The organism is Sphingobium xenophagum NBRC 107872 (genome assembly GCF_000367345.1).
Lineage (GTDB): Bacteria > Pseudomonadota > Alphaproteobacteria > Sphingomonadales > Sphingomonadaceae > Sphingobium > Sphingobium xenophagum.
Genome location: NZ_BARE01000033.1, coordinates 41,790 through 63,719, shown reverse-complemented (window position 1 = coordinate 63,719; position 21,930 = coordinate 41,790). Strand labels below are relative to the sequence as shown.

Genomic DNA, 21,930 nt, shown 5'->3' with positions numbered 1-21,930 from the left:
AGCCCCCAAGTTCAAGGCTGGCAAGGGTCTCAAGGATTCGGTCAACTGACGATCAGGGCGCTTGCCATTGGGCGAGCGCTCGACGTCTGACCCAAGCCGGTGTCGCGGCCGGAAAGCGTTTAGGAGAGTAGCGTTGCCAGAGGGAATTGTCCCAGGCGCGCATGTATGTCTGGGCAAAGGGGTGAAGGCTGATCCAGTCTTTGCCCCTTTTTCCGTTCATGGGACAATGTCGGTTAAGGGGGCGGCATGACGGGTAGGATGGGTGCGTTCGGCGCGCTGGCGCTGGCACTGGCCCTGTCGGCGTGCGCGGGGGGCGATTATCGCCCGGTGCGCGACGTGCCCGTCAGGATCGGCCCGCCCTACACCGTGCGGGGCGTCACTTATGTCCCGGCTGCCGATCCGGGCTATGACATGCTGGGCTATGCCAGCTGGTACGGATCGGAATCTGGCAATCGTACGGCCAATGGCGAGCGTTTCCGGCCCGACTGGGTGACGGCGGCGCATACCAGCCTGCCGCTGCCCAGTTATGTCGAGGTAACGGCTCTGGACAGCGGGCGCACCATCGTCGTGCGGGTCAATGATCGCGGGCCGTTTGCGGGCAAGGGGCGCGTGATCGACCTGTCGCGCGGCGCGGCCGAGCAACTGGGCATGCGCGCGCAGGGGCATGTCGCGGTGCGGGTGCGAGTGGTCAATCCGCCGGAAAAACAGCGCGAACGGCTGCGCAAGGGCAAGACGGCGGAGGAGCGTCCGCGCGTGCCCGAACGAATTCTGGTCAAGCTGCGCGCGCAGATGAAGGCTGCGGGCCTGTAACCCTCGCGCGAAAGATGGCGCGGGAGCAATTGCCTGCTTGACGCCCGGTTATCCGCCGCATATGTGCCCACTTCTCGCGGGGCAAAGCGCCCCATGGTGAGTGCTGTGGCGATCGTAGCTCAGTTGGTTAGAGCGCCGGTTTGTGGTACCGGAGGTCGCGGGTTCGGATCCCGTCGATCGCCCCATTCTTTCTTCTCCTGGCCCGGTTCCGGCATAATTGCCGTGCAGGCGGGAAGGGGCTTCGCAGCATCGCGATTGCGCTCTATAGCCCCGGCATGACCGATGCGCGCGACAAGGGGCTGACCCTCAATCCCAAATTTGACGATCATGGCCTGATCACCGCCGTGGTCACTGATGTGGCGAGCGGCGACGTGCTGATGGTGGCGCACATGAATGCGCAGGCGTTGGCGCTGACGGTCGAGACAGGTCTTGCCCATTTCTGGTCGCGCAGCCGGCAGTCGCTGTGGAAGAAGGGCGAGACGTCCGGGCATATGCTGGCGGTGCGCGACATCCGGATCGATTGCGATCAGGACGCGGTGTGGGTGAAGGCGGTGCCAGCCGGGCCGACTTGCCATACCGGCGCGCGATCCTGTTTCTTCCGCCGCGTCGGGGCGGATGGGCTTATGGCGGTTGATGCGGCGGACTAGCCTGATCCTGTTGTTGTTGCTGGCGGCATGCCAGCGTGAACCGGCAAGCGACGCGGGGCCGGTGACGGGCGGTGTTGCCGCGTCGGGGCTGGAGCAGGCGGCGATCGCCAGCGGTGCAATCGCGGATGCGGCGGCGATTTCCCCCGTAGGATTGTTTCAGCGCAACCATGAGGCGGGGCGCGATGCGTTGTGCGTCATTCCCGGCAAGGGCGGCGCGCTGCGGTTCGGGCTGGAGGCCAATTTCGGCGAGGACCAAAGCTGCCGGGGACGGGGGAACGCACGCCGGACGGGCGACAAGCTGATCCTGAGTTTTGCCGGAGGCGACCGCTGCATCATCGTGGCGCAATATGATGGCGATCAGGTCGCGCTGCCGGGCGTGGTCGACATGGCCTGCGCTGACCTGTGCGAGGGGCGCGGCACGCTGGAGGGCGTGAGCTTTCCGCGGATCGCCAATGATGCGGCCAGCGCGCTGCGCGCGCGCGATCGCGGCGGCGATGCGCTATGCGAGGCTCAATAGCCGATATAGCGTCCGGGGCGATGGTTGACGATCAGTACCGCATTGATGGCCGCGGCTGACAGGATCGAGAGGGCGAAGCGGTCCACGCTGAGCAAGGGGAGCGAGGCCAACAGGATCAGCGCGTCGCCCAGCATCTGCGTCCGCCCGGCATTCCAGCCCCGGCGCCTTTGCAGCAGCAGGGCGATAACGCCCAGGCCGCCCACGCCTGCGCCATGGCGGGCGACGGCAAGGATGCCAAAGCCGATGATCGAGCCGCCGAACAGCGCGGCGAAAAGCGGGCTGACCTGCGCCAGATGCAGCGCCGACGGCATCATCAGTCCCATCGCCATGATCGCCAGATTGGCAAACAGCGTCTTGATGCCGAAGGCGATGCCCATCGCTCGTCCGGCGAAGAGAAAGAAGGGGATGTTTATGAAGAGAAACAGCGTCGCTGGCGGATAGTGGACGAGATAGGAAAGGAGCAGCGCGATCCCCGCCATGCCGCCGGTGACCAGATTGGCGGCCTTGAGCAGCATCAGTCCTATCGCGATGAATGCGCAACCGATGACGATGGCATAGCCGTCTTCGGCCAGATTATGGGGGCGGGGTGCAAGCGACGCAGAAGCAGGGGGCATGGCATGTCCGTCAGGGGTTATGCCCCAGGCCATCCTCTCCCCCTTACGGATTCATGATAACCGCGCGAGCCCGTGCTGCAAAGCCTTGGTCTTAGCCGCCCGTGTCGATCTCTGGCGGTCCGAACTGGTCGATGGCCTCGAAAAGCCGGGCAAGCGCTTCGCGTTCTTCGGGCAGGATTTCCGGGCGCCAGACTTCGAATAGCAGGACGACGCGGGTTTCAGCGCTGCGGTTCCATGCCTCATGCTCGACGCTGTCGTCGAAGATCAGCATTTCGCCCGTCCGCCAGGCGCGGGTCTCCGCGCCGACGCGCAGCGCGCAGTCGCTGGGGGCGAGCAGCGGCAAGTGGCAAATCAGGCGGGTATTGAGCAGGCCGTGGTGCGGCTGGATATGCGTGCCGGGCTTGAGCAGCGACCAGAGCGCCATGGGCGAGCGGCCAGCGATGATCGGCCGTGGCGCCAGATCCAGCGCAGCCATGACGGCCGGGCAGCGGGCGGCGTGGTCCTCCACGGGCTTGCCGCTTTGCCAGAAATAATAGGCGCCCCAACTGGGATCGTCGCGCAGCGGGTTGTTGGGGGCGGGACCGTGCGACGGGGTTTCTACATAGGGCGCAAAATCGGCGGTGCCTGCGCGGACGGCGTTCAACTCCGCCACTATATCATCTGTCATCGCCTCTAATGCGGCGACCCAGTCAAACTCTTCCCGCTCGTAAAAGGCGCGCTGGGGCAGGCCGGGGAAATAGAACATGCTGGGTTGCTGGAGGTAAAGCTGGCTCTTGCCCAGCAGCAGATCGGTCGCCAGCGTGATGCGGGGCAAGGCAGGCAGGTCGCTGATGGCGGCGCTCAGATGGTCCTCGAACCGGGCGCTGGCATTGTTCAGGATTGCCTGCGCCTGAAGCAGCATCGGCTGGAGTTGGGGCGGTGCGCCAGTCGCGGCGGCTTGTGCCACGGCGGCACGGCACCAGCGCGTTGCCTCCCGATCATCGCCGCGTCGCAGGGCATTCTGTCCCATGGCCAGCAGGGCGGGGAGATCGCGGGGCTGTTCGCGCAATATGCGCCGGAGCGCGGCGGCTTCGCCGTCCCAGTCGCCGGTGCGGTTGCATGCCTGCGCCAGCAGCATGGGTGGCGGGGCGGCCATGTCGTGCAAGGCTGCGCGGGCAACTGCGGCATCCCCGCGTCGCAATGCTGCGATGGCTGCTTCTTGCAGCGCGCTCTCTCTTGCCCGGTCGGTCATGGTCCCGCCTTAAACGGTGGCGGAGCGGCGCGAAAGCGGCTTATTCGCAGGGGACGGCCACCAGCCGATCGGTGCGCCGCTCCAGCATGATCGACAGCAGGAAGATGCCTAGTCCGCCCAGCGCCAGCGCCGCACCGATCCAGCCCGTCGATGTGAGGCCGTAGCCTGCCGCGATCGAAAGGCCGCCAAGCCATGGGCCAAGCGCATTGGCGATGTTGAAGGCGCTGTGGTGCAGCGCGGCCGCCAAGGTCTGCGCATCGCCCGATACGTCCATCAACCGCGCCTGCAATGGTGTGCCAAGGCCGCCGCCCGCGCCGATCAGGAAGATGCTGAGGCAGAGCGTCCAGATATTGCCGGCCATGAAGGGGAAAAGGGCCAGAGCGGCCGCGCTCCACAGGGTGACGCCGATGACGGTGCGCTTGAGCGAGCGGTCCGCACACCATGCCGCGACGAGATTGCCGATCGTCAGGCCGACGCCAAAAATGGCGAGCACCACCGGCACCCAGGATGGGGAGACATGGGTGATCTCCATCATGGTGGACGCCACATAGGTATAGACGGCGAACAGCCCGCCAAAGCCAATCGCGCCGGTCAACAGAGTGAGCCAGACCTGGGGCCGGGTGAGGGCGCCCAGTTCGCGCGCCGGGCTGGCCTTTGGATCGCCCGCGTCGCGCGGGGCGTAGAGCGCCACCAGCGTCATTGTCGCAATGGCGAGCGCAGTCACGACGATAAAGCCGGAGCGCCAGCCCATCGCCTGCCCCATCCAGTTGGCGACGGGTACACCGACAACGGTTGCGACAGTCAGGCCCGACATGACCCGCGCAATCGCCTGCGTGCGCCTTTCGATCGGCACCAGACTGGCGGCGACCAGTGCGGCGACGCCGAAATAGGCACCATGCGGCACGCCGCTCAGAAAACGGAACACGAGCATCCAGCCATAGCTGGGCGAGAGGGCGGAGAGGCCGTTGCCGATGGCGAACATCGCCATCAGGCCGATCAGCAAGGTTCGGCGCGGCAGGCGCGCGCCAAAAGCAGCGATGACAGGCGCGCCGGCAACCACCCCCAGTGCATAGGCGCTGATCGCATGGCCTGCGGTCGGCGCGTCTATGCCCAGGTCATGGGCGAAGAAGGGGAGCAGGCTCATGCTCGCGAACTCGGTCGTGCCGATGGCGAAGGCGCCGACCGACAGCGCAAAAAGGACGAGCGCGGGATGCGCGGTCGGGCGGGAAGTGCCCATGGTCAGCTCCATGCTGCATTGCAATAAAGGATAAGCGTGGCAGATGGGCGCAGTGACAGCGCTGGTCAAGGGCGGTGCCGCGTGAGTTTATTGCAAGTGCGTGGTCATGACGTGCAACCCGGCGTGGGGGTGGCCGAATGCATCTGGCCGTGCGGTATTATGTGGGCTTATCCGCCAACCTGCGCCTTGCTCACATCCAGCATCTTGCCGTTTGTGATGACGACCAGATCGCCCAATTTGGTGACGCCGAACAGCTTTTGGGCAAATTCCTTGGGTACCCCGATGCAGCCATGGGTGCCGCGGCCCCATTGGACGTCGCTGCCATGGATGAACACGCCGTCATTGGTCAGGCGCTGTGCGAAGGGCATGGGGGCATTGTCATAGGTGCGCGAATAATAGTCGGCATGTTTGGCCATGATCGGGAATGCGCCCAGGGGGCTGGGCTTGTCGGTTGCGCCATAGAGAATGACGGCCGCGCCAATTTCGTAACCGGCGCGGAATACGGACAGGGTTTGCGCGCGCAGGTCGACAGTGATGATGACCCGGCCAGCGGCGGGCGCGCCATGTTCGTCCCAGACATAATCGCCATGGCGGAACGGCCCGTCAATCTTGAGCACGCGCTTGACGCGCAGCGCGTCGGGATCCACCGCCATGCCCTGATCGCTGCTGCGCTCGACGGGTTTGGCCGGTACCGGAGCAGGCGCGGCGGCAGTCGTGGCCGCAGGCGCAGCTTCCTCGGCAGCGGGCCGGTCGATCCAGTTGGTCACGAGCAGGCCGACGCCCGCCAGTCCCGCGCCGATCGCCAGCTTGGGTCCGGCGCTTTTTGCCAGCGCCTTGAGCAATCCAGCCATGTCAATCCTCGCTTGAATCCCGTCGGCGACACTATAGCGCCAAAAAGGTTAAGCTCAGCCTTCGCGCGCGACTTCGGCTGCCGCGATGGCGGTGAGATTGAGTATGCCGCGCGAAGTGACGCCCGGCGTAAGGACGTGGATTGGTTGTTTGAGGCCCATCAGCATCGGCCCGACCGTGGGCGAGCTGGAGGAGGCGGAGAGCGCCGTCAGCGTGATGTTGGCCGCGTCAAGATTGGGCATCACCAGCAGATTGGCCGGACCTTCAAAGCGCGAGTCGGGAATGAGGCGTTCGCGCAAAGACTGGCTGAGCGCCGCGTCGGCGTGCATTTCACCATCGACCATCAGTTCGGGCGCGGCTTCGCGGACCAGTTTGAGCGCCGACCGCATCTTGCGCGCGCTGTTGCTGTGCGAAGCACCGAAATTGGAGTGGGACAGTAGTGCCGCGCGCGGGGTCAGGCCGAAATTGAGCAATTCCGCCGCCGCCAGCAACGTCATTTCGGCCACCTGCTGCGGTGTCGGATCGGGCACCATGTGGGTGTCGGTGATGAACAGCGCGCCTGCGTCCAGGATCAGGCCAGACAGCGCATAGACGCGGCTCTGTCCCGGCTCCCGGTCGATGATGCGCAGCACATGTTCGACCTGGCCCCAATATTCGCTGTTGCCGCCGACCAGCGCAGCATCGACACGACCGGTACGCAGCAGCATGGCGGCAGTAACGGTCGGACGGCGATAGACATGGCGGACGACTTCGGCGGCCGGCACGCCGCGCCGGGACGCGATGGCGCGATAGGCTTCGACCAGTTCGCCCATGACCAGATGGTCGGTTTCCGGGTCGATCACTTCGACATCGCGGTCCAGCTGAAAGCGCAGGCCAAGATCTGGCAGCTTCTGGTTCAGGATGCGGCGACGCGCGACGATGACCGGGCGCACAATCGCTTCGTCCAGCGCGTCCTGAATGGCGCGCAGCACGCGCTCATCCTCTCCTTCGCCATAAGCGATCCGGCGGCCGCCGCCACGGGCGGCCTCGAACACCGGCATCATCAACTGGCCGGAGCGGGTGTTCTGGCGCGACAGGTTGCGCTTATAGTCTTCCAGATCGATCGGGCGGCGGGCGACGCCGCTGTCCATCGCAGCCTTTGCCACGGCGGGCGCGATCTCCGCGATCAGACGCGGATCGAAGGGGGTGGGGATGATATAGTCCGGGCCGAATGCCAGCTTCCGGCCGCCATAGGCTTGCGCGACGCTGTCATGCGCGGGCAGGCGCGCAAGGCCGGCAATGGCTTCGGCAGCGGCGGCCTTCATCGCTTCGTTGATCTGGGTCGCGCCGACGTCCAGCGCACCCCGGAAGATATAGGGGAAGCACAGGACATTGTTGACCTGATTGGGATAATCCGACCGGCCCGTGGCGATAATGGCGTCGGGGCGCACTTCGCGCGCGGCTTCGGGCCGGATTTCCGGTTCCGGGTTGGCGAGCGCGAAGATCAGCGGATTGGGGGCCATCAGCGGCAACCATTCAGGCTTCAGCACGCCGGGGGCGGAAAGACCCAGGAACAGGTTGGCGCCGGGCAGCACGTCGGGCAGGGAGCGGGCGTTGGTGACGCGGGCGTAGCGCGCCATGTTGGGGAGCATCCCTTCGCGCCCTGCATGGATGACGCCGTCCTTGTCGGTCATGGTGACGTTATCGACCGGCAGGCCCATCGACACGAGCAAGTCGACGCAGGCAAGCGCAGCGGCACCCGCGCCGGACGTCACCAGCCTGGCATCGGCCAGCGTCTTGCCCTGCAAGACGAGCGCGTTGCGCACGGCGGCGGCGACGACGATGGCGGTGCCATGCTGGTCATCGTGAAAGACCGGAATGTTCATCCGTTCCTTCAGCCGCGCCTCGATCGCGAAACATTCTGGTGCCTTGATATCTTCCAGATTGATGCCGCCGAAGGTCGGCTCCATCAGCGCGACGGCTTCGACGAACTTGTCGGCGTCAGTCGTATCGATTTCGATGTCGAATACGTCGATGTCGGCGAATTTCTTGAAGAGGACCGCCTTGCCCTCCATCACCGGCTTCGATGCCAGCGCACCAATTGCGCCGAGGCCAAGGACAGCCGTGCCGTTGCTGATGACCGCGACAAGATTGCCCCGCGCGGTATAATCGAGCGCCTTGTCGGGATCGTCCGCGATTTCCATGCAGGGCGCGGCAACGCCGGGAGAATAAGCCAGCGCCAGATCGCGCTGGTTGACCATTCGCTTGGTCGGTTCGATGCGGAGTTTCCCCGGTCGGGGAAAGCGGTGATAGTCAAGGGCGGCGCGGCGTGTGTTGTCGTCCATGAAATGCCCTTAGAGCGGCTGCGCGTCAGGAGCAATGGCCGTGCGCTCCCAAGGTGGGGTTGGCGCATAGAGATTGGTCAGAAAATCGACGAAGCTGGTGATTGCGAGCGGCGGATTTTGCTGCGGCAATTGCACCGCGAACAGGCCAACATCCAAAGAACCTTCAAAGTCGGGCAAAATCTGCCGTACATCGCCGCGCGCCAAAGCGTCGCTAATGTCCCACAAGGATCGCAGTGCGATGCCGCCGCCAGCGAGCGCGATTTCGCGGACGACTTCGCTGCTATTGGTACGGACGTGGCTGCGGCCCTCTATCGTCACCGGACCTTTCGGCCCGACCAGCCGCCAGGGCATCTGCCCGTCAGCGGCGAGCAGGCGATGAGCCTTTAGGTCCGCTATCCGCCGGGGCGTGTCAAACCGGTCGAGATAAGCGGGCGCAGCGCACAGGATGCGGCGATTGGTGGCAAGCCGCCGGGCGGCAAGGGTTGGGCCGGGATCGGCAGTGATACGGATGGCGAGGTCCGCGCGCGCCTCGATCAGGTCGGCGAAATCGTCGGATAGGTTGAGGGTCAGGTCGACACGGGGGTGATCGTCGAGAAAGCGGGGAAGCCAGGGCGCGAGATGAAGGCGGCCAAAGGATGTGGGCGCGGTGATGCGGAGCGGTCCGACAGCAACGGCCGAGACGCCCGACACGCGCCGTTCAGCCTCGTCGAGCGCCGCCAATATGGCGCGCAGGTCGGTATGGAGCCGCTCCCCCGCCGGGGTGAGCGCCAGACGTCGGGTGGTGCGATGGATCAGCCGCGCGCCAAGCCGCTCCTCCAGCCGGGCGAGGCGCTTGGACATCATGGCGGGTGATATATGCAAGCGGCGGCCCGCTGCGGCCAGGCCGCCTTCGTCCACGATGGTCGTGAACAGTTCATGGTCCGGGTCCATCATATTAATTCACCATGGGAAATACTGTGTTCGTATAATAGTGAATATACGACATAATCGAAAAGGTCTATGGATGCGCCAACCAAGGAGTGGAATGATGACCGAACGCATGATCGACAGGGCTGGCCTTCAGGTCGCAGCTTCGCTCGCCGCCTTTATCGAAGACCAGGCGCTGCCCGGCACCGGGATCGAGCCTGAAGCCTTCTGGGCCGGAACAGCGGATATTTTTGCTCGGTTTGCGCCCGATAATGTTGCTTTGCTGCGCAAGCGCGACACGATGCAGGCCCAGATCGATAGCTGGCACGAACAGCGCGCCGGGCAGCCGCATGACGCCGCCGCCTATCAGGCGTTCCTGCGCGAAATCGGCTATCTGGTCGCAGAGCCTGCACCCTTCACCATCGGCAGCGAGAATGTCGATGATGAGGTCGCACGGCTCGCCGGGCCGCAGCTGGTCGTTCCCATCCTCAATGCGCGTTTCTTGCTGAACGCGGCCAATGCGCGCTGGGGCAGCCTTTACGATGCGCTCTATGGCACCGACGCGATCCCCGGATCGGCTGCAGGCAAAGGCTATGACGCTGCGCGCGGGGCGCAGGTCATCGCCTGGGCCAAGGCGTTTCTGGACGATGCGGTACCGCTGGCCAATGGGGGCTGGGCGGATCTGACCAGTGACGAGATCATCCTTGCCCATCCGGCGCAATATCTGGGGCAGAGCGCGAAGGGCCGTCTGTTCCGCCATAACGGCCTGCATATCGAGGTTGTTTTCGATCGCGACCATCCGATCGGCGCGACCGATCCCGCTGGCATATCCGACGTCATCCTTGAATCGGCGCTGACCGCGATCTGCGATCTGGAGGATTCGGTCGCGGCGGTCGATGCGGAGGACAAGGTTGCGGCCTATGCCAACTGGCTGGGCCTGATGAAGGGCGACCTGACCGAGACGTTCGAAAAGGGCGGCGCGATGATGACCCGCGCGCTCAATCCCGACCGCGCCTATAGCGCGCCCGATGGCAGCAGCTTCACCCTGCCGGGCCGCAGCCTGTTGTTCGTCCGCAATGTCGGTCACCTCATGACCACGCCCGCCATCCTGCTGCCCAATGGCAAGGAAGCACCCGAAGGCATATTGGACGGCATCGTCACCAGCCTGATCGCGCTGCATGACTTGCAGCGGGACGGCGGCAACAGCCGGGCGGGTAGCGTCTATATCGTCAAGCCCAAGATGCACGGGCCGGAGGAAGCGGCCTTCACCAACCGCCTGTTCGACGCGATCGAGGATATGCTGGGCATGGCACGCCATACGCTGAAAGTCGGCGTCATGGATGAGGAACGGCGCACCTCGGCCAATCTGGCCGCCTGTATCCATGCCGTTCGCGACCGGATCGTTTTCATCAACACCGGCTTCCTCGACCGCACCGGGGACGAGATGCACACGTCGATGCAGGCCGGGCCGATGATCCGCAAGGGCGAGATGAAGAGCAGCGACTGGATTGCGGCCTATGAGGATCGCAACGTCCAGATCGGCCTTGCCTGCGGGCTGTCGGGCCGGGCGCAGATCGGCAAGGGGATGTGGGCCGCGCCCGATCGCATGGCTGACATGCTGGAGCAGAAGGCCGGGCATCCCAAAACCGGGGCAAACACTGCCTGGGTGCCTTCGCCCACCGCCGCGACCCTGCATGCGACCCATTATCACCGGATCGACGTTTTTGCCCGGCAGGAGGAGCGCAAGGCAGAGGGCATTGCCTCGCTCGACCGGCTGCTGGCCATTCCGGTCGCTAACGGGCGCAACTGGTCCGAGGAACAAATTGCCGAGGAACTGGACAATAATGCGCAGGGCATGTTGGGCTATGTCGTCCGCTGGATCGATCAGGGGGTCGGTTGTTCAAAGGTTCCTGACATTCACGACATCGGCCTGATGGAGGATCGGGCGACGCTGCGTATTTCATCGCAGCATATGGCCAACTGGCTGCTGCATGGCGTCTGCACGGCGGAGCAGGTCGATGCGGCGCTCGCGCGAATGGCGGCGAAGGTCGATGCGCAAAATGCAGGCGATCCGCTGTATCAGCCGATGAGCGGTCGGGAAGCGGAGAGCCTGGCCTTTCAGGCTGCGCGGGCGCTGGTGTTTGAAGGCGTCGAACAGCCCAACGGCTATACCGAGCCGCTGCTTCATGCCTGGCGGGCGCGGGCCAAGGCGCAGGCGGCGCTCGAACCGGCATAAGCCATTGCCACAAGCAGCCTTTTGACAGGTTTGGGCGTTCTCTCCTCATTATGTGGGAGAGGATCATCTTGAAACAGTCTCTGCTTGTGGTGGCCCTGTGCTGTTCGGCGTGCAACCTGTCGGTGACAGAGGCGAATGACAGCGCCCCCGCGCCGCAGGGGGAAGAACGTAGCGTAGCGCAGGCCGCGATCGATCCCTACGCCTTTGTCCTGCAGCCTGAACCGGCTGGTGTGCCGCCGCGCGTGGATTCGATCCTTCAGGCGCAGGTCGCGCTCGATCGGGCGGGTTTTTCGCCCGGCGTACTGGATGGCAAGGAGGGCATGTCCTTCACCAAGGCGCTCGCCGGCTTTCAGCAGGCGCGCGGGCTGACCCCCAATGGCAAATATGATGAGGCGACGGCGAAAGCCCTGCTGGGCGATGCGCCGCCACCCGCCACATGGATCGTGCAGGTGCCGGAGGGTTTTGCGCGCGGGCCGTTTGCCGAAATTCCCAAGGGGCTGAACGAACAGGCGAAGCTGCCTGCCTTGTCCTATCGCAATCTGCTGGAGAAGCTGGCGGAGCGGTTTCACACAACGCCGGAGGCGCTGGTGGCGCTGAACCAGCCGGGTACGCGGGTAGGGGCGGGGGCCAACATCCGGGTGCCGGCGATCGCCAACCAGCCCGTCGCCACGATCGAGGGCGATGCGCGCGGCTGGGGCGAGACGCTGGCCAGCCTGGCGGTCGCGAAGGACCAGCCCAAGGCCGATCATATCGTGGTCGACAAGTCCGAAGGGCTGCTTAAGGTCTATGACGCCGAAAACCGACTGATCGCGCAATTTCCGGCGACCACCGGGTCACAGCATGATCCCTTGCCGATCGGCGACTGGACGGTGAAGGGCGTCAGCCGCAATCCCGATTTCCATTATAATCCGGACCTGTTCTGGGATGCGTCGGCCAAGGATGAGAAGGCGGTGCTGAAGCCCGGTCCCAATGGTCCGGTCGGTGTGGTCTGGATCGACCTGTCCAAGGATCATTATGGCATTCATGGCACGCCGGAGCCGCAGAATATCGGCCGGACCCAAAGCCATGGCTGCATCCGTTTGACCAATTGGGATGCAGCGCGGCTGGCGCAGATGGTGCAGAGCGGCATGAAGGCGGTGTTCCAGCCGTGAAACTGCGGGCGCGACGGTGGGGCTGGGTGGCAGTCGTGCTGCTGGCCTGCGTTGCCTTTGCGCATTTTTGCGTACGCATCGTCCCTGCCGATGCGCCCGCTGGCGATCCGGCGCCTGTCCAAGAGGCTGCGGATCGTGGCGGAGCGTTGATCGTGCCGGTCGCGGGCGTCTCGCCTGCCGCATTGACCGATACGTTCACGCAGGCGCGGCAGAGTGGAGCGCGGCGACATGACGCGATCGACATCATGGCACCACGCGGCAGCCCGGTCATTGCGGTGGCGGATGGAAGGATCGAAAAGATATTCTGGAGCGAGGCGGGCGGACGGACGCTCTATCTGCGCTCGCCCGACCGGCGCACCCTCTATTATTACGCCCATCTGGACAGCTATGCGCCCGGCGTGCGCGAAGGACAGACGGTGCGCCGGGGGCAGTGGATCGCGCGTGTGGGGAGCAGCGGCAATGCCAATCCGGCGGGGCCGCATCTCCACTTCGCGGTCCACATAATGACGCCGGACGAGCCGTGGCATGGCGGGCGTCCGGTCAATCCCTATCCGCTGTTGACCCGCGCCCGATGACGCCCCTCTTGCCCTGAGGCCCGTCTGTCTGTATTGGCCCGGCCAGCCTTTTTTGATGAAGGCGCGGCTCTTTTCACCACAGACATATAGGCAGGCTCTTCCCATGAAGATCAGCGGCGTGGACATTCGTCCCGGCAACAATATCGAATATGAAGGCGGCCTGTGGCGCGCTGTCAAGATTCAGCACACCCAGCCCGGCAAGGGCGGCGCCTATATGCAGGTCGAACTGAAAAATCTGATCGACGGTCGCAAGAATAACGTCCGTTTCCGCTCCGCCGAAAGCGTCGAGCGCATCCGGCTCGACACCAAGGATTTCCAGTATCTCTACGCTGAAGGCGACATGCTCGTTTTCATGGATCAGGAAAGCTATGAGCAGATCAACCTGCCGCAGGAATTGCTGGGCGATGCCGCTGACTTCCTGCAGGACGGCATGGAAGTGACGCTGGAAATGTATGAGGAGCGGCCGATTTCGGTGCAGTTGCCCGACACGATCGAGGCGACCGTGGTGGAAGCTGACGCCGTGGTGAAGGGGCAGACCGCCTCTGCCAGCTACAAGCCCGCAATTCTGGACAATGGCGTGCGCGTCATGGTCCCGCCGCACATCGTCAGCGGCACGCGCATCGTGGTCGATGTCTATGCCCGCGAATATGTGAAGCGCGCGGACTGACTCGCGCTTGAAGCCAAGGGGAGGGTGGGTCGCGCCCTCTCCATCACATGCCCTCCCCCCGACCCCTTCCGCCAGCGGGAGGGGAGAAAGACATAAAAATGGTCAGCCATTCAGGCCTTCTCACCGTCATGGAACGCGCCGCGCGCAAGGCCGGCTCCAAGCTGCGCCGCGACTTTGGCGAGGTTGAGCATCTTCAGGTGTCGCGCAAGGGGCCTGCCGATTTCGTGTCCAAGGCGGACAAGCAGTGCGAAAAGACGCTGGTCGAAGAGTTGCAGAAGGCACGGCCCGACTGGGGTTTCTTGCTGGAGGAAGGCGGGGTGATCGAGGGCGATCCGACCAAGCCGCGCTGGATCATCGATCCGCTCGATGGCACCACCAATTTCCTGCACGGCATTCCGCATTTCGCCATCTCGATTGCGGTCGAGGAGCCGCTTTATGGCGGCAAGCGCGACATTACGACGGGTCTGGTCTATCAGCCGGTTTCCGATGAAAGCTATTGGGCGGAAAAGAGCCGCGGCGCGTGGCGGCATGACCAGCGGTTGCGCGTGTCGGCGCGGCGCGACATGGGCGAATGCCTGATCGCGACCGGCATACCGTTCATGGGGCATGGCGACTTTGCGCAATGGACCCGCATTTTCGGCGCGGTCGCGCCTTCGGTCGCGGGGATTCGCCGCTTTGGCGCGGCGTCGCTGGATCTCGCCCATGTGGCGTCGGGCCGGTATGACGGCTTTTGGGAAAGCGGCCTGCAGCCCTGGGACGTGGCGGCTGGCATATTGCTGGTGCGAGAGGCGGGCGGCTTCGTGTCCGACTTCCGTGGTGGCGATCAGGCGATCGAGCGCAAGGAAGTGATTGCGGGCAATGACGCGATCCACAGCAAATTGCACAAGCTGGTCGCCAACGCCCTGCGCTAAAGGGCATCTAGGCCAAGCGGTTCAGTCACTTGGCCTTTTTGCGATTCATTCTCAGTCCTTAGGCCCCTTGCTTCGCATATGCAGCAGGCCTAAAGCGCCCCCACAACCTTTTCGCCCAGGGGATAACGTTGGTCGATCTTGCCCAATATCTGCCGATCCTGATCTTTCTTGGGGTCGCGCTGCTGCTCTCCAGCGCATTCGTCTTTCTGCCGATGCTGGTGGGTCGCCTGACCGGCGCGTACAAGCCGAACCCGGCCAAGCTCAGCGAATATGAATGCGGTTTTCCCGCGTTCGAGGAACCGCGCAGCCAGTTTGACGTCCGCTTCTATCTGGTGGCGATCCTCTTCATCATCTTCGATCTTGAAGCGGCGTTCCTGTTTCCCTGGTCGGTAAGCCTGGACCAGATCGGCTGGGCCGGCTGGGCGACGATGATGATTTTCATAGCGGAGCTGGTGCTCGGCCTCGTCTATGCGTGGAAGAAGGGAGCGCTCGATTGGGAGTAGAACTCTATAGCCCGGCGCCCGGCACCTTGCCGCCCGTCGGGACTCAGCCCGATCAGGACTTCTTCAATTCGCTCAACAGCGAAGTGAATGACAAGGGTTTCCTGGTCACATCGACCGAAGATCTGTTCACCTGGGCGCGCACCGGGTCGCTGTGGTGGATGACCTTTGGCCTCGCCTGCTGCGCGGTCGAGATGATTCACGTTAACATGCCGCGCTACGATATGGAGCGTTTCGGGGCCGCGCCGCGTGCGTCCCCGCGCCAGAGCGACGTGATGATCGTCGCGGGCACGCTGTGCAACAAGATGGCTCCAGCGTTGCGCAAGGTTTACGACCAGATGTCTGAACCGAAATATGTGATTTCCATGGGCTCCTGCGCCAATGGCGGTGGCTATTATCATTATAGCTATTCGGTAGTGCGTGGTTGCGACCGGATCGTGCCGGTCGACATCTATGTGCCGGGTTGCCCGCCGACTGCCGAAGCGCTGCTCTATGGCGTGATGCAGTTGCAGCGCAAAATCCGCAGGATCGGGACGATTGAGCGTTAAGATGGGTCATTCCGCACCGAAAATCGCGACCATCGAAGGGATCGTGCAGGAAATCGAGGCGATCCTCGGTTCGATGCTGATCGAGACGGTCGACCATGCCGACGAACTGGGCTTCATCGTGCAGCGTGAAGCGCTGTCGCAGGCGATGACGTTGCTGCGTGACCGTGCGCAATATCAGCAGCTGATGGAGATTGCCGGGGTCGATTATCCCGATCGCCCCGAACGGTTTGAGGTCGCCTATCACCTGCTGAGCGTGACGCGGAACCACCGCATCCGCGTGAAGGTGTCGACGGACGAGGACAAGCCGGTGCCGACCGTCACGCATATCTGGCCGGTCGCGGGCTGGCTGGAGCGCGAAGTGTTCGACATGTATGGCGTGGTGTTCGAGGGCAATACCGACCTGCGTCGCATCCTGACGGACTATGGTTTCAAGGGGCATCCCCAACGCAAGGACTTCCCGCTGACCGGCTATGTCGAATTGCGCTATTCCGAAGAGGATAAGCGCGTCGTCTATGAGCCGGTGAAGCTGGCGCAGGACTTCCGCAGCTTCGACTTCATGTCGCCCTGGGAAGGCGCGGAATATATTCTGCCGGGCGACGAGAAGGCGAAGGGCGAAGCGCCCGGCGCGCCGACGCCAACCCCTCCGCCGACGTCCACGCCCAAGACCACCGAAAAGAAGGCCGATACCGGCGCTGGCGAAGCGGCGAACAAGGCGGCGCAGGCCAAGTCGGAGGAAGCGCCGGCCAAGCCAGCCGCGCAGACCGATGAAGGCAAGGGCGCCGCCAAGCCGGAGGACAAGGCATGAGTGTCAACCAACCTCCGTTCGCCCTGAGCTTGTCGAAGGGGTCGGCTGAGCTTGTCGAAGCCCCTTCACTTCGTTCAGGCGAGGGCTTCGACTTCGCTCAGCCCGAACGGATTATGGAGGCGGATCATGGCTGATTATCTCGAAAAGCTGGACCACCATACCGACGCCGCCGATCCGGCCTATGGCGACACGGAAATCCAGAATTACACGATCAATTTCGGTCCCCAGCATCCCGCGGCGCACGGCGTTCTCCGCCTCGTCATGGAACTGGAAGGCGAGATCGTCGAACGCTGCGATCCCCATGTCGGCCTGCTGCATCGCGGCACGGAAAAGCTGATCGAATATAAGACCTATTTGCAGGCTTTGCCCTATTTCGACCGGCTCGATTATTGTTCGCCGCTGGGCATGGAGCATAGCTATGTCCTGGCGGTCGAGAAGCTGCTGAACCTGGAAGTGCCGCTGCGCGCGCAATATCTGCGCGTGTTCTTCGCGGAACTGACGCGCATCTGCAATCATATGCTCAACCTGGGTTCGCACGTCATGGACGTGGGCGCGATGACGCCCAACCTGTGGCTGTTCGAAATTCGCGAGGATTGCCTCAACTTTTTCGAGCGGGCGTCGGGCGCGCGCATGCACAGCGCATACTTCCGTCCGGGCGGCGTGCATCAGGATGTGCCACTGAAGCTTTTGACCGATATTGCCGACTGGCTCGACACGCGCCTGCCGCGTCTGTTCGAGGATGCGATCAGCCTTGTCGCGGACAACCGCATCTTCAAGCAGCGCAATGTCGACATCGCCGTGGTCAGCAAGGAAGACGCGCTGAAATGGGGCTTCTCCGGTCCCATGATCCGTGGCTCCGGCATTCCCTGGGACATCCGCAAGTCGCAGCCCTATGACGTCTATGACCGCATGGACTTCGACGTGCCGGTCGGCACCAATTATGACTGCTATGATCGGTTCATGGTGCGTGTCGAGGAAGTCCGCCAGTCGGCGCGGATCATGAAGCAGTGCCTCAATGAGATGCCCGAAGGGCCGATCGCCAGCTTCGACCGCAAGGTCGTGCCGCCCAAGCGCGGCGAGATGAAGCGGTCGATGGAAGCGTTGATCCACCACTTCAAACTTTATACCGAAGGCTTCCATGTGCCCGCCGGTGAAGTCTATGTGGCGACCGAAAGCCCCAAGGGCGAATTCGGCGTCTATCTGGTCGCGGACGGCACTAACAAGCCCTATCGCTGCAAGATCCGCCCAACCGCCTTCTCGCATTTGCAGGCGATGGACTTCATGATGAAAGGCCACATGCTGGCCGACACAACCGCTGTGCTGGGTGCGATGGACATCGTGTTCGGAGAATGTGACCGATAATGGCTGACGCACCTCATATCCCCGATGAAGCTGAAACCCGCGCGCGCTGGGGCGCTTTTGCGTGGACGGCGGAGAATGCCGCGCAGGCGGAGAAGATCATCGCCCGCTATCCGGCCGGTCGGCAGCAATCCGCTGTCATGCCGCTGCTCGATCTGGCGCAGCGGCAGGTGGGGGCGGAAACGCAGACCCAGGGCTGGCTGCCCGTGCCGGTGATGGAATATATCGGGCGTCAGCTCGATATGCCCTATATGCGGGTCTATGAGGTCGCGACCTTCTACACCATGTACAATCTGGCGCCGGTTGGCCGTTATCATGTGCAGGTGTGCGGCACGACGCCCTGCATGCTGCGCGGCTCCGACGATGTGTTCGCGGCCTGCAAGAACAAGGGTCTGGTCAAGGGCGCGACGACGCCCGACGGCCTGTTCACGCTGACCGAAGTCGAGTGCCTTGGCGCGTGCGCCAATGCGCCGATGGTGCAGATCAACGACGATAATTACGAAGACCTGACCTATGACAGCATGAGCGCCGTGCTGGAGACGCTTAGCGCGGGCGGCCAACCCAAGATCGGGCCGCAGATTGATCGCCAGACCAGCGCGCCGGAGGGTGGCCCGACCACGCTCAAGGAGATGGTGTCCGAAAATCACGATTATCGGGGGGATTGGGCATGACCGACGCACCTGCCGCACCGGCCCCGTTTGTCGGCCCGCTTGCCGACAGCGATCGCATTTTCACCAACGTCCATGGTTTTCAGGACTGGGGTATCGACGCCGCGATGAAGCGTGGCGATTGGGACAATACCAAGGCGCTGCTGGCGCTGGGCCAGGACGCGATCATCGACATCATCAAGGCGTCGAACCTGCGTGGCCGTGGCGGCGCGGGCTTCCCGACCGGCATGAAGTGGAGCTTCATGCCCAAGGAAAGCAAGGATGGCCGTCCGAGCTTCCTCGTCATCAACGCGGATGAATCCGAGCCGGGTTCCTGCAAGGACCGCGAGATCATCCGCCACGATCCGCACAAGCTGATCGAGGGTGCGCTCGTCGCCGGGTTCGCGATGCGCGCCCGCGCCGCCTATATCTACATTCGCGGCGAGTTCATTTACGAGGCAAAGGTGCTGTTCGCCGCCGTGGAGCAGGCTTATGCCAAGGGTTTCCTGGGCAAGAACGCCTGCGGTTCCGGCTATGATTTCGACGTGTTCGTCCATCGCGGCGCGGGCGCCTATATCTGCGGCGAGGAAACCGCACAGATCGAAAGCCTTGAGGGGAAAAAGGGCCAGCCACGCCTGAAACCGCCTTTCCCGGCGGGCGCTGGCCTCTATGGTTGTCCGACCACGGTCAACAATGTCGAGAGCATCGCGGTCAGCCCGACGATCCTGCGGCGTGGTGCGTCCTGGTTCAATCGCTTCGGTCGCGAAGGCAATCGCGGCACCAAGCTGTTCCAGATCAGCGGCCATGTGAACAAGCCCTGCGTCGTCGAGGAATCGATGTCGATCCCGTTCCGTGAACTGATCGATCGACATTGCGGTGGCATCCGGGGCGGCTGGGACAATCTGTTGGCGGTCATTCCGGGCGGTTCGTCGGTCCCGCTGGTCCCTGCGAAGGAGATCATGGACGCACCGATGGATTTTGACGGGCTGAAGGCGCTCGGCTCCGGTCTTGGCACCGCCGCCGTCATCGTCATGGACAAGTCCACCGACATCGTGCGGGCCATCAGCCGCCTCAGCTATTTCTACAAGCATGAAAGCTGCGGCCAGTGCACGCCATGCCGCGAAGGCACGGGCTGGATGTGGCGCGTGATGGAACGGCTGCGCACCGGCGACGCCGACCTGTCCGAAATCGATATGCTGCATCAGGTGACCAAGCAGGTCGAAGGCCACACCATCTGCGCGCTCGGTGACGCGGCGGCCTGGCCGATCCAGGGGCTGATCCGGCATTTCCGGCCCGAAATCGAACGCCGCATCAACGAGCGTGGCGCGCCTGTGATGGAGGCAGCGGAGTAATCATGCCTAAGGTCAAAGTTGACGGCGTAGAATTGGACGTCCCGGCAGGCGCGACTGTCTTGCAGGCGTGCGAGTTGGCGGGGAAGGAAATTCCGCGCTTCTGCTATCATGAGCGGCTGTCCATTGCGGGCAATTGCCGCATGTGCCTGGTCGAGGTGAAGCCCGGACCGCCCAAGCCGCAGGCATCCTGCGCGCTGCCCGCTGCCGAGGGTCAGGAGATCCGCACCGACAGCGAAATGGTCAAGAAGGCGCGTGAAGGGGTGATGGAGTTCCTGCTCATCAACCATCCGCTCGACTGCCCGATTTGCGACCAGGGCGGCGAATGCGATTTGCAGGACCAGTCGGTCGCCTATGGCCGCGGTGCGTCGCGCTATGACGAAAACAAGCGCGCGGTGACCGAGAAATATATGGGTCCGATCGTCAAGACGGTCATGACCCGCTGCATCCAGTGCACCCGTTGCGTGCGCTTTGCCGAGGAAGTCGCGGGCGTGCCGGAAATCGGCGCCATCTATCGCGGCGAAAATATGCAGATCACCACCTATCTGGAACATGCCGCCAAGAGCGAGCTGTCCGGCAATGTGGTGGACCTGTGCCCGGTCGGTGCGCTGACCGCCAAGCCCTATGCATTCGAAGCGCGGCCATGGGAGCTGAAAAAGACCCATGCGATCGACGTGATGGATGCCGTTGGCACCAACATCCGTCTCGACAGCCGGGGCCGTCAGGTGCTGCGCGCCGTGCCGCGCATCAATGACGATGTGAATGAGGAATGGGCCAGCGACAAGACGCGGCACAATGTCGATGGTCTGGTGCGCAAGCGGCTCGACAAGCCTTATGTCCGCAAGGACGGCAAGCTGGTCCCGGCGACCTGGGCGGAGGCTTTTGCGGCGATCGCGGCGGTCCAGCATGGTGGCAGCGTCGCGGCGGTCGCGGGCGACCTGCTTGACTGCGAGACGATGTTCGCGGGCAAGGCGCTGGTCGAGAAGCTGGGTGGGACGATGCTCGAAGGGCGTCAGACCGGCCTCGCCTATGACGTGTCGAGCCTGTCGTCGGTCGTGTTCAACACGCCGCTGGCGGATCTGGAAACGGCGGACGTTATCCTGCTGGTCGGCACCAATCTGCGCTGGGAAGCGCCGCTGGTGAACACGCGGCTGCGCAAGGCGATCAAGAAGGGCGCCAAGGTTTTCGGCATCGGGCCTGAGTTCGACCTGACCTACAAGGTCGAGTGGCTGGGCAATGATGCGTCGCTGCTCGCCAAGCTGCCGGAAGCGGTGGTCGAGGCATTCGGCAAGGCAGCGCGGCCCGCGGTGATCGTGGGCGGCGGCGTGCTGGCCAAGGATGGCGCACATGGTGACACGCTGGCGCTGGTCGAGACGCTGGGTCTGATCAAAGACGGCTGGAACGGCTATAACGTCCTGCATTTCGCGGCGGCGCGGATGGGCGGGCTGATGCTCGGCTATGCGACGGCTGGCGGGATCAAGGCAGTGGCGGCTGCCAAGCCCAAGCTGCTTTTCTCGCTGGGCGCGGACGAGGTGGATTATGCCGCCTTCGAGGGCAGCTTCAAAGTCTATGTCGGCCACCATGGCGACAAGGGCGCGCATGCGGCGGACGTGATCCTGCCGGGCGCAAGCTATGCCGAAAAGGCGGGCACCTATGTCAATCTGGAAGGCCGGGTGCAGCGGGGCGAAAAGGCTGTGTTCGCACCGGGTGACGCCCGTGAGGACTGGTCGATCCTGCGCGCCCTGTCGGACGTCATGGGTGCAACGCTGCCGTTCGACAGCTTCGAACAGTTGCGCGCCGAGATGGTCAAGGCCGTGCCTGCTCTGGGTATCGAGGGACTGGCCGATTATGGCTGGTCGATCCCCAAGCTGCCGACCGGCGCGACCGGCGAACTGGCTTCGCCGATCAAGGATTTCTACCTGACCAACGCCATCTGCCGCGCCAGCCCGACGATGCAGCAATGCTCGGCCGAACTGGTCCATGGCGTTGAATTTGCGGAGGCGGCGGAATGATGCACCTCATCCGTGTTCGCTCTGTTAACGCCGGG

21 protein-coding genes and 1 tRNA gene are annotated in these 21,930 nt (G+C 63.7%); 16 read left to right on the top strand and 6 right to left on the bottom strand.

Translation table 11 applies throughout. The features are described 5' to 3' along the window. Positions 1 to 258 precede the first annotated feature (258 nt). The 4 genes from SX1_RS15190 (at position 259) to SX1_RS15175 (ending at position 1,974) form a co-directional block, all read left to right on the top strand. The gene (locus SX1_RS15190; RefSeq protein WP_019053681.1) at positions 259 to 810 is read left to right on the top strand and encodes a septal ring lytic transglycosylase RlpA family protein; all 552 of its coding nucleotides are present in this window, start codon (positions 259 to 261) and stop codon (positions 808 to 810) included. A gap of 108 nt (positions 811 to 918) precedes the next feature. After that, positions 919 to 995: transfer RNA gene (locus SX1_RS15185), tRNA-His, on the top strand. Between the two features lie 90 nt (positions 996 to 1,085). Then, positions 1,086 to 1,457, top strand: a complete 372-nt coding sequence (gene hisI, locus SX1_RS15180) for a phosphoribosyl-AMP cyclohydrolase (protein ID WP_026002673.1) — start codon at positions 1,086 to 1,088, stop codon at positions 1,455 to 1,457. Then, positions 1,444 to 1,974: a hypothetical protein gene (locus tag SX1_RS15175; RefSeq protein ID WP_019053680.1), complete on the top strand. Its 531-nt coding sequence runs from the start codon at positions 1,444 to 1,446 to the stop codon at positions 1,972 to 1,974. The genes hisI and SX1_RS15175 overlap by 14 nt, the downstream gene beginning before the upstream one ends. Here SX1_RS15175 and SX1_RS15170 read toward each other — a convergent pair. From SX1_RS15170 to SX1_RS15145, 6 genes are all read right to left on the bottom strand, one after another. Then, complete coding sequence (locus tag SX1_RS15170; RefSeq protein ID WP_019053679.1) at positions 1,968 to 2,588, bottom strand: YitT family protein; 621 nt, start codon at positions 2,586 to 2,588, stop codon at positions 1,968 to 1,970. The genes SX1_RS15175 and SX1_RS15170 overlap by 7 nt on opposite strands. A 91-nt stretch (positions 2,589 to 2,679) precedes the next feature. Beyond that, positions 2,680 to 3,819, bottom strand: a complete 1,140-nt coding sequence (locus SX1_RS15165; protein WP_026149805.1) for an aspartyl/asparaginyl beta-hydroxylase domain-containing protein — start codon at positions 3,817 to 3,819, stop codon at positions 2,680 to 2,682. A 40-nt stretch (positions 3,820 to 3,859) separates the two neighbouring features. Next, on the bottom strand, positions 3,860 to 5,056 hold the full coding sequence (locus tag SX1_RS15160) for an MFS transporter (protein WP_370670739.1): 1,197 nt from the start codon (positions 5,054 to 5,056) through the stop codon (positions 3,860 to 3,862). A gap of 167 nt (positions 5,057 to 5,223) precedes the next feature. Further along, positions 5,224 to 5,907, bottom strand: a complete 684-nt coding sequence (locus SX1_RS15155; RefSeq protein WP_019053676.1) for a L,D-transpeptidase family protein — start codon at positions 5,905 to 5,907, stop codon at positions 5,224 to 5,226. 54 nt (positions 5,908 to 5,961) lie between these two features. After that, the gene (locus SX1_RS15150; RefSeq protein WP_017184613.1) at positions 5,962 to 8,229 is read right to left on the bottom strand and encodes an NADP-dependent malic enzyme; all 2,268 of its coding nucleotides are present in this window, start codon (positions 8,227 to 8,229) and stop codon (positions 5,962 to 5,964) included. A gap of 9 nt (positions 8,230 to 8,238) precedes the next feature. Next, positions 8,239 to 9,162, bottom strand: coding sequence for a LysR family transcriptional regulator (locus SX1_RS15145; RefSeq protein WP_019053675.1), 924 nt, complete (start codon positions 9,160 to 9,162; stop codon positions 8,239 to 8,241). A gap of 91 nt (positions 9,163 to 9,253) precedes the next feature. On the opposite strand from SX1_RS15145, the gene SX1_RS15140 reads away from it, so the two are divergent. From SX1_RS15140 to nuoG, 12 genes are all read left to right on the top strand, one after another. Beyond that, on the top strand, positions 9,254 to 11,371 hold the full coding sequence (locus SX1_RS15140; RefSeq protein WP_019053674.1) for a malate synthase G: 2,118 nt from the start codon (positions 9,254 to 9,256) through the stop codon (positions 11,369 to 11,371). A gap of 50 nt (positions 11,372 to 11,421) precedes the next feature. Then, positions 11,422 to 12,522, top strand: a complete 1,101-nt coding sequence (locus SX1_RS15135) for a L,D-transpeptidase family protein (RefSeq protein ID WP_019053673.1) — start codon at positions 11,422 to 11,424, stop codon at positions 12,520 to 12,522. Positions 12,523 to 12,524: 2 nt separating this feature from the next. Continuing rightward, a complete protein-coding gene (locus SX1_RS15130) occupies positions 12,525 to 13,097 on the top strand; it encodes a M23 family metallopeptidase (RefSeq protein ID WP_026149802.1) in 573 nt (190 codons plus the stop codon). A 103-nt stretch (positions 13,098 to 13,200) separates the two neighbouring features. Then, positions 13,201 to 13,764 carry an elongation factor P gene (gene efp / locus SX1_RS15125; protein WP_017184608.1) on the top strand — a complete coding sequence of 188 codons (564 nt, stop codon included), beginning with the start codon at positions 13,201 to 13,203 and terminating at the stop codon, positions 13,762 to 13,764. Between the two features lie 98 nt (positions 13,765 to 13,862). Next, a complete protein-coding gene (locus tag SX1_RS15120; RefSeq protein WP_017184607.1) occupies positions 13,863 to 14,675 on the top strand; it encodes an inositol monophosphatase family protein in 813 nt (270 codons plus the stop codon). Positions 14,676 to 14,803: 128 nt separating this feature from the next. Next, entirely contained in the window at positions 14,804 to 15,178 is a 375-nt protein-coding gene (locus SX1_RS15115) for an NADH-quinone oxidoreductase subunit A (RefSeq protein ID WP_019053670.1), read from the top strand. Beyond that, complete coding sequence (locus SX1_RS15110; RefSeq protein ID WP_026002669.1) at positions 15,169 to 15,723, top strand: NuoB/complex I 20 kDa subunit family protein; 555 nt, start codon at positions 15,169 to 15,171, stop codon at positions 15,721 to 15,723. Before SX1_RS15115 ends, SX1_RS15110 begins: the two co-directional genes overlap by 10 nt. Position 15,724: 1 nt before the next feature. Then, a complete protein-coding gene (locus tag SX1_RS15105; protein ID WP_019053669.1) occupies positions 15,725 to 16,528 on the top strand; it encodes an NADH-quinone oxidoreductase subunit C in 804 nt (267 codons plus the stop codon). Positions 16,529 to 16,654: 126 nt separating this feature from the next. Further along, on the top strand, positions 16,655 to 17,890 hold the full coding sequence (locus tag SX1_RS15095; RefSeq protein WP_019053668.1) for an NADH-quinone oxidoreductase subunit D: 1,236 nt from the start codon (positions 16,655 to 16,657) through the stop codon (positions 17,888 to 17,890). Further along, the gene (locus SX1_RS15090) at positions 17,890 to 18,558 is read left to right on the top strand and encodes a complex I 24 kDa subunit family protein (protein ID WP_017184601.1); all 669 of its coding nucleotides are present in this window, start codon (positions 17,890 to 17,892) and stop codon (positions 18,556 to 18,558) included. The genes SX1_RS15095 and SX1_RS15090 overlap by 1 nt, the downstream gene beginning before the upstream one ends. Next, positions 18,555 to 19,886, top strand: a complete 1,332-nt coding sequence (gene nuoF / locus SX1_RS15085; RefSeq protein WP_019053667.1) for an NADH-quinone oxidoreductase subunit NuoF — start codon at positions 18,555 to 18,557, stop codon at positions 19,884 to 19,886. The genes SX1_RS15090 and nuoF overlap by 4 nt, the downstream gene beginning before the upstream one ends. A 2-nt stretch (positions 19,887 to 19,888) precedes the next feature. Beyond that, positions 19,889 to 21,895 carry an NADH-quinone oxidoreductase subunit NuoG gene (gene nuoG, locus SX1_RS15080; protein ID WP_019053666.1) on the top strand — a complete coding sequence of 669 codons (2,007 nt, stop codon included), beginning with the start codon at positions 19,889 to 19,891 and terminating at the stop codon, positions 21,893 to 21,895. Positions 21,896 to 21,930: the final 35 nt, after the last annotated feature.

Excerpts from the sequence above, each read along its gene's own strand:
- SX1_RS15155 (WP_019053676.1), bottom strand. The coding sequence starts at position 5,907 with ATGGCTGGATTGCTCAAGGCGCTGGCAAAAAGCGCCGGACCCAAGCTG.
- SX1_RS15120 (WP_017184607.1), top strand. The coding sequence starts at position 13,863 with ATGGTCAGCCATTCAGGCCTTCTCACCGTCATGGAACGCGCCGCGCGC.
- SX1_RS15160 (WP_370670739.1), bottom strand. The coding sequence starts at position 5,056 with ATGGGCACTTCCCGCCCGACCGCGCATCCCGCGCTCGTCCTTTTTGCG.
- SX1_RS15170 (WP_019053679.1), bottom strand. The coding sequence starts at position 2,588 with ATGCCCCCTGCTTCTGCGTCGCTTGCACCCCGCCCCCATAATCTGGCC.
- hisI (WP_026002673.1), top strand. The coding sequence starts at position 1,086 with ATGACCGATGCGCGCGACAAGGGGCTGACCCTCAATCCCAAATTTGAC.
- SX1_RS15190 (WP_019053681.1), top strand. The coding sequence starts at position 259 with ATGGGTGCGTTCGGCGCGCTGGCGCTGGCACTGGCCCTGTCGGCGTGC.
- SX1_RS15165 (WP_026149805.1), bottom strand. The coding sequence starts at position 3,819 with ATGACCGACCGGGCAAGAGAGAGCGCGCTGCAAGAAGCAGCCATCGCA.
- SX1_RS15135 (WP_019053673.1), top strand. The coding sequence starts at position 11,422 with ATGTGGGAGAGGATCATCTTGAAACAGTCTCTGCTTGTGGTGGCCCTG.
- nuoF (WP_019053667.1), top strand. The coding sequence starts at position 18,555 with ATGACCGACGCACCTGCCGCACCGGCCCCGTTTGTCGGCCCGCTTGCC.
- SX1_RS15105 (WP_019053669.1), top strand. The coding sequence starts at position 15,725 with ATGGGTCATTCCGCACCGAAAATCGCGACCATCGAAGGGATCGTGCAG.
- nuoG (WP_019053666.1), top strand. The coding sequence starts at position 19,889 with ATGCCTAAGGTCAAAGTTGACGGCGTAGAATTGGACGTCCCGGCAGGC.
- SX1_RS15140 (WP_019053674.1), top strand. The coding sequence starts at position 9,254 with ATGATGACCGAACGCATGATCGACAGGGCTGGCCTTCAGGTCGCAGCT.
- SX1_RS15145 (WP_019053675.1), bottom strand. The coding sequence starts at position 9,162 with ATGATGGACCCGGACCATGAACTGTTCACGACCATCGTGGACGAAGGC.
- SX1_RS15175 (WP_019053680.1), top strand. The coding sequence starts at position 1,444 with ATGCGGCGGACTAGCCTGATCCTGTTGTTGTTGCTGGCGGCATGCCAG.
- SX1_RS15150 (WP_017184613.1), bottom strand. The coding sequence starts at position 8,229 with ATGGACGACAACACACGCCGCGCCGCCCTTGACTATCACCGCTTTCCC.
- efp (WP_017184608.1), top strand. The coding sequence starts at position 13,201 with ATGAAGATCAGCGGCGTGGACATTCGTCCCGGCAACAATATCGAATAT.
- SX1_RS15095 (WP_019053668.1), top strand. The coding sequence starts at position 16,655 with ATGGCTGATTATCTCGAAAAGCTGGACCACCATACCGACGCCGCCGAT.
- SX1_RS15090 (WP_017184601.1), top strand. The coding sequence starts at position 17,890 with ATGGCTGACGCACCTCATATCCCCGATGAAGCTGAAACCCGCGCGCGC.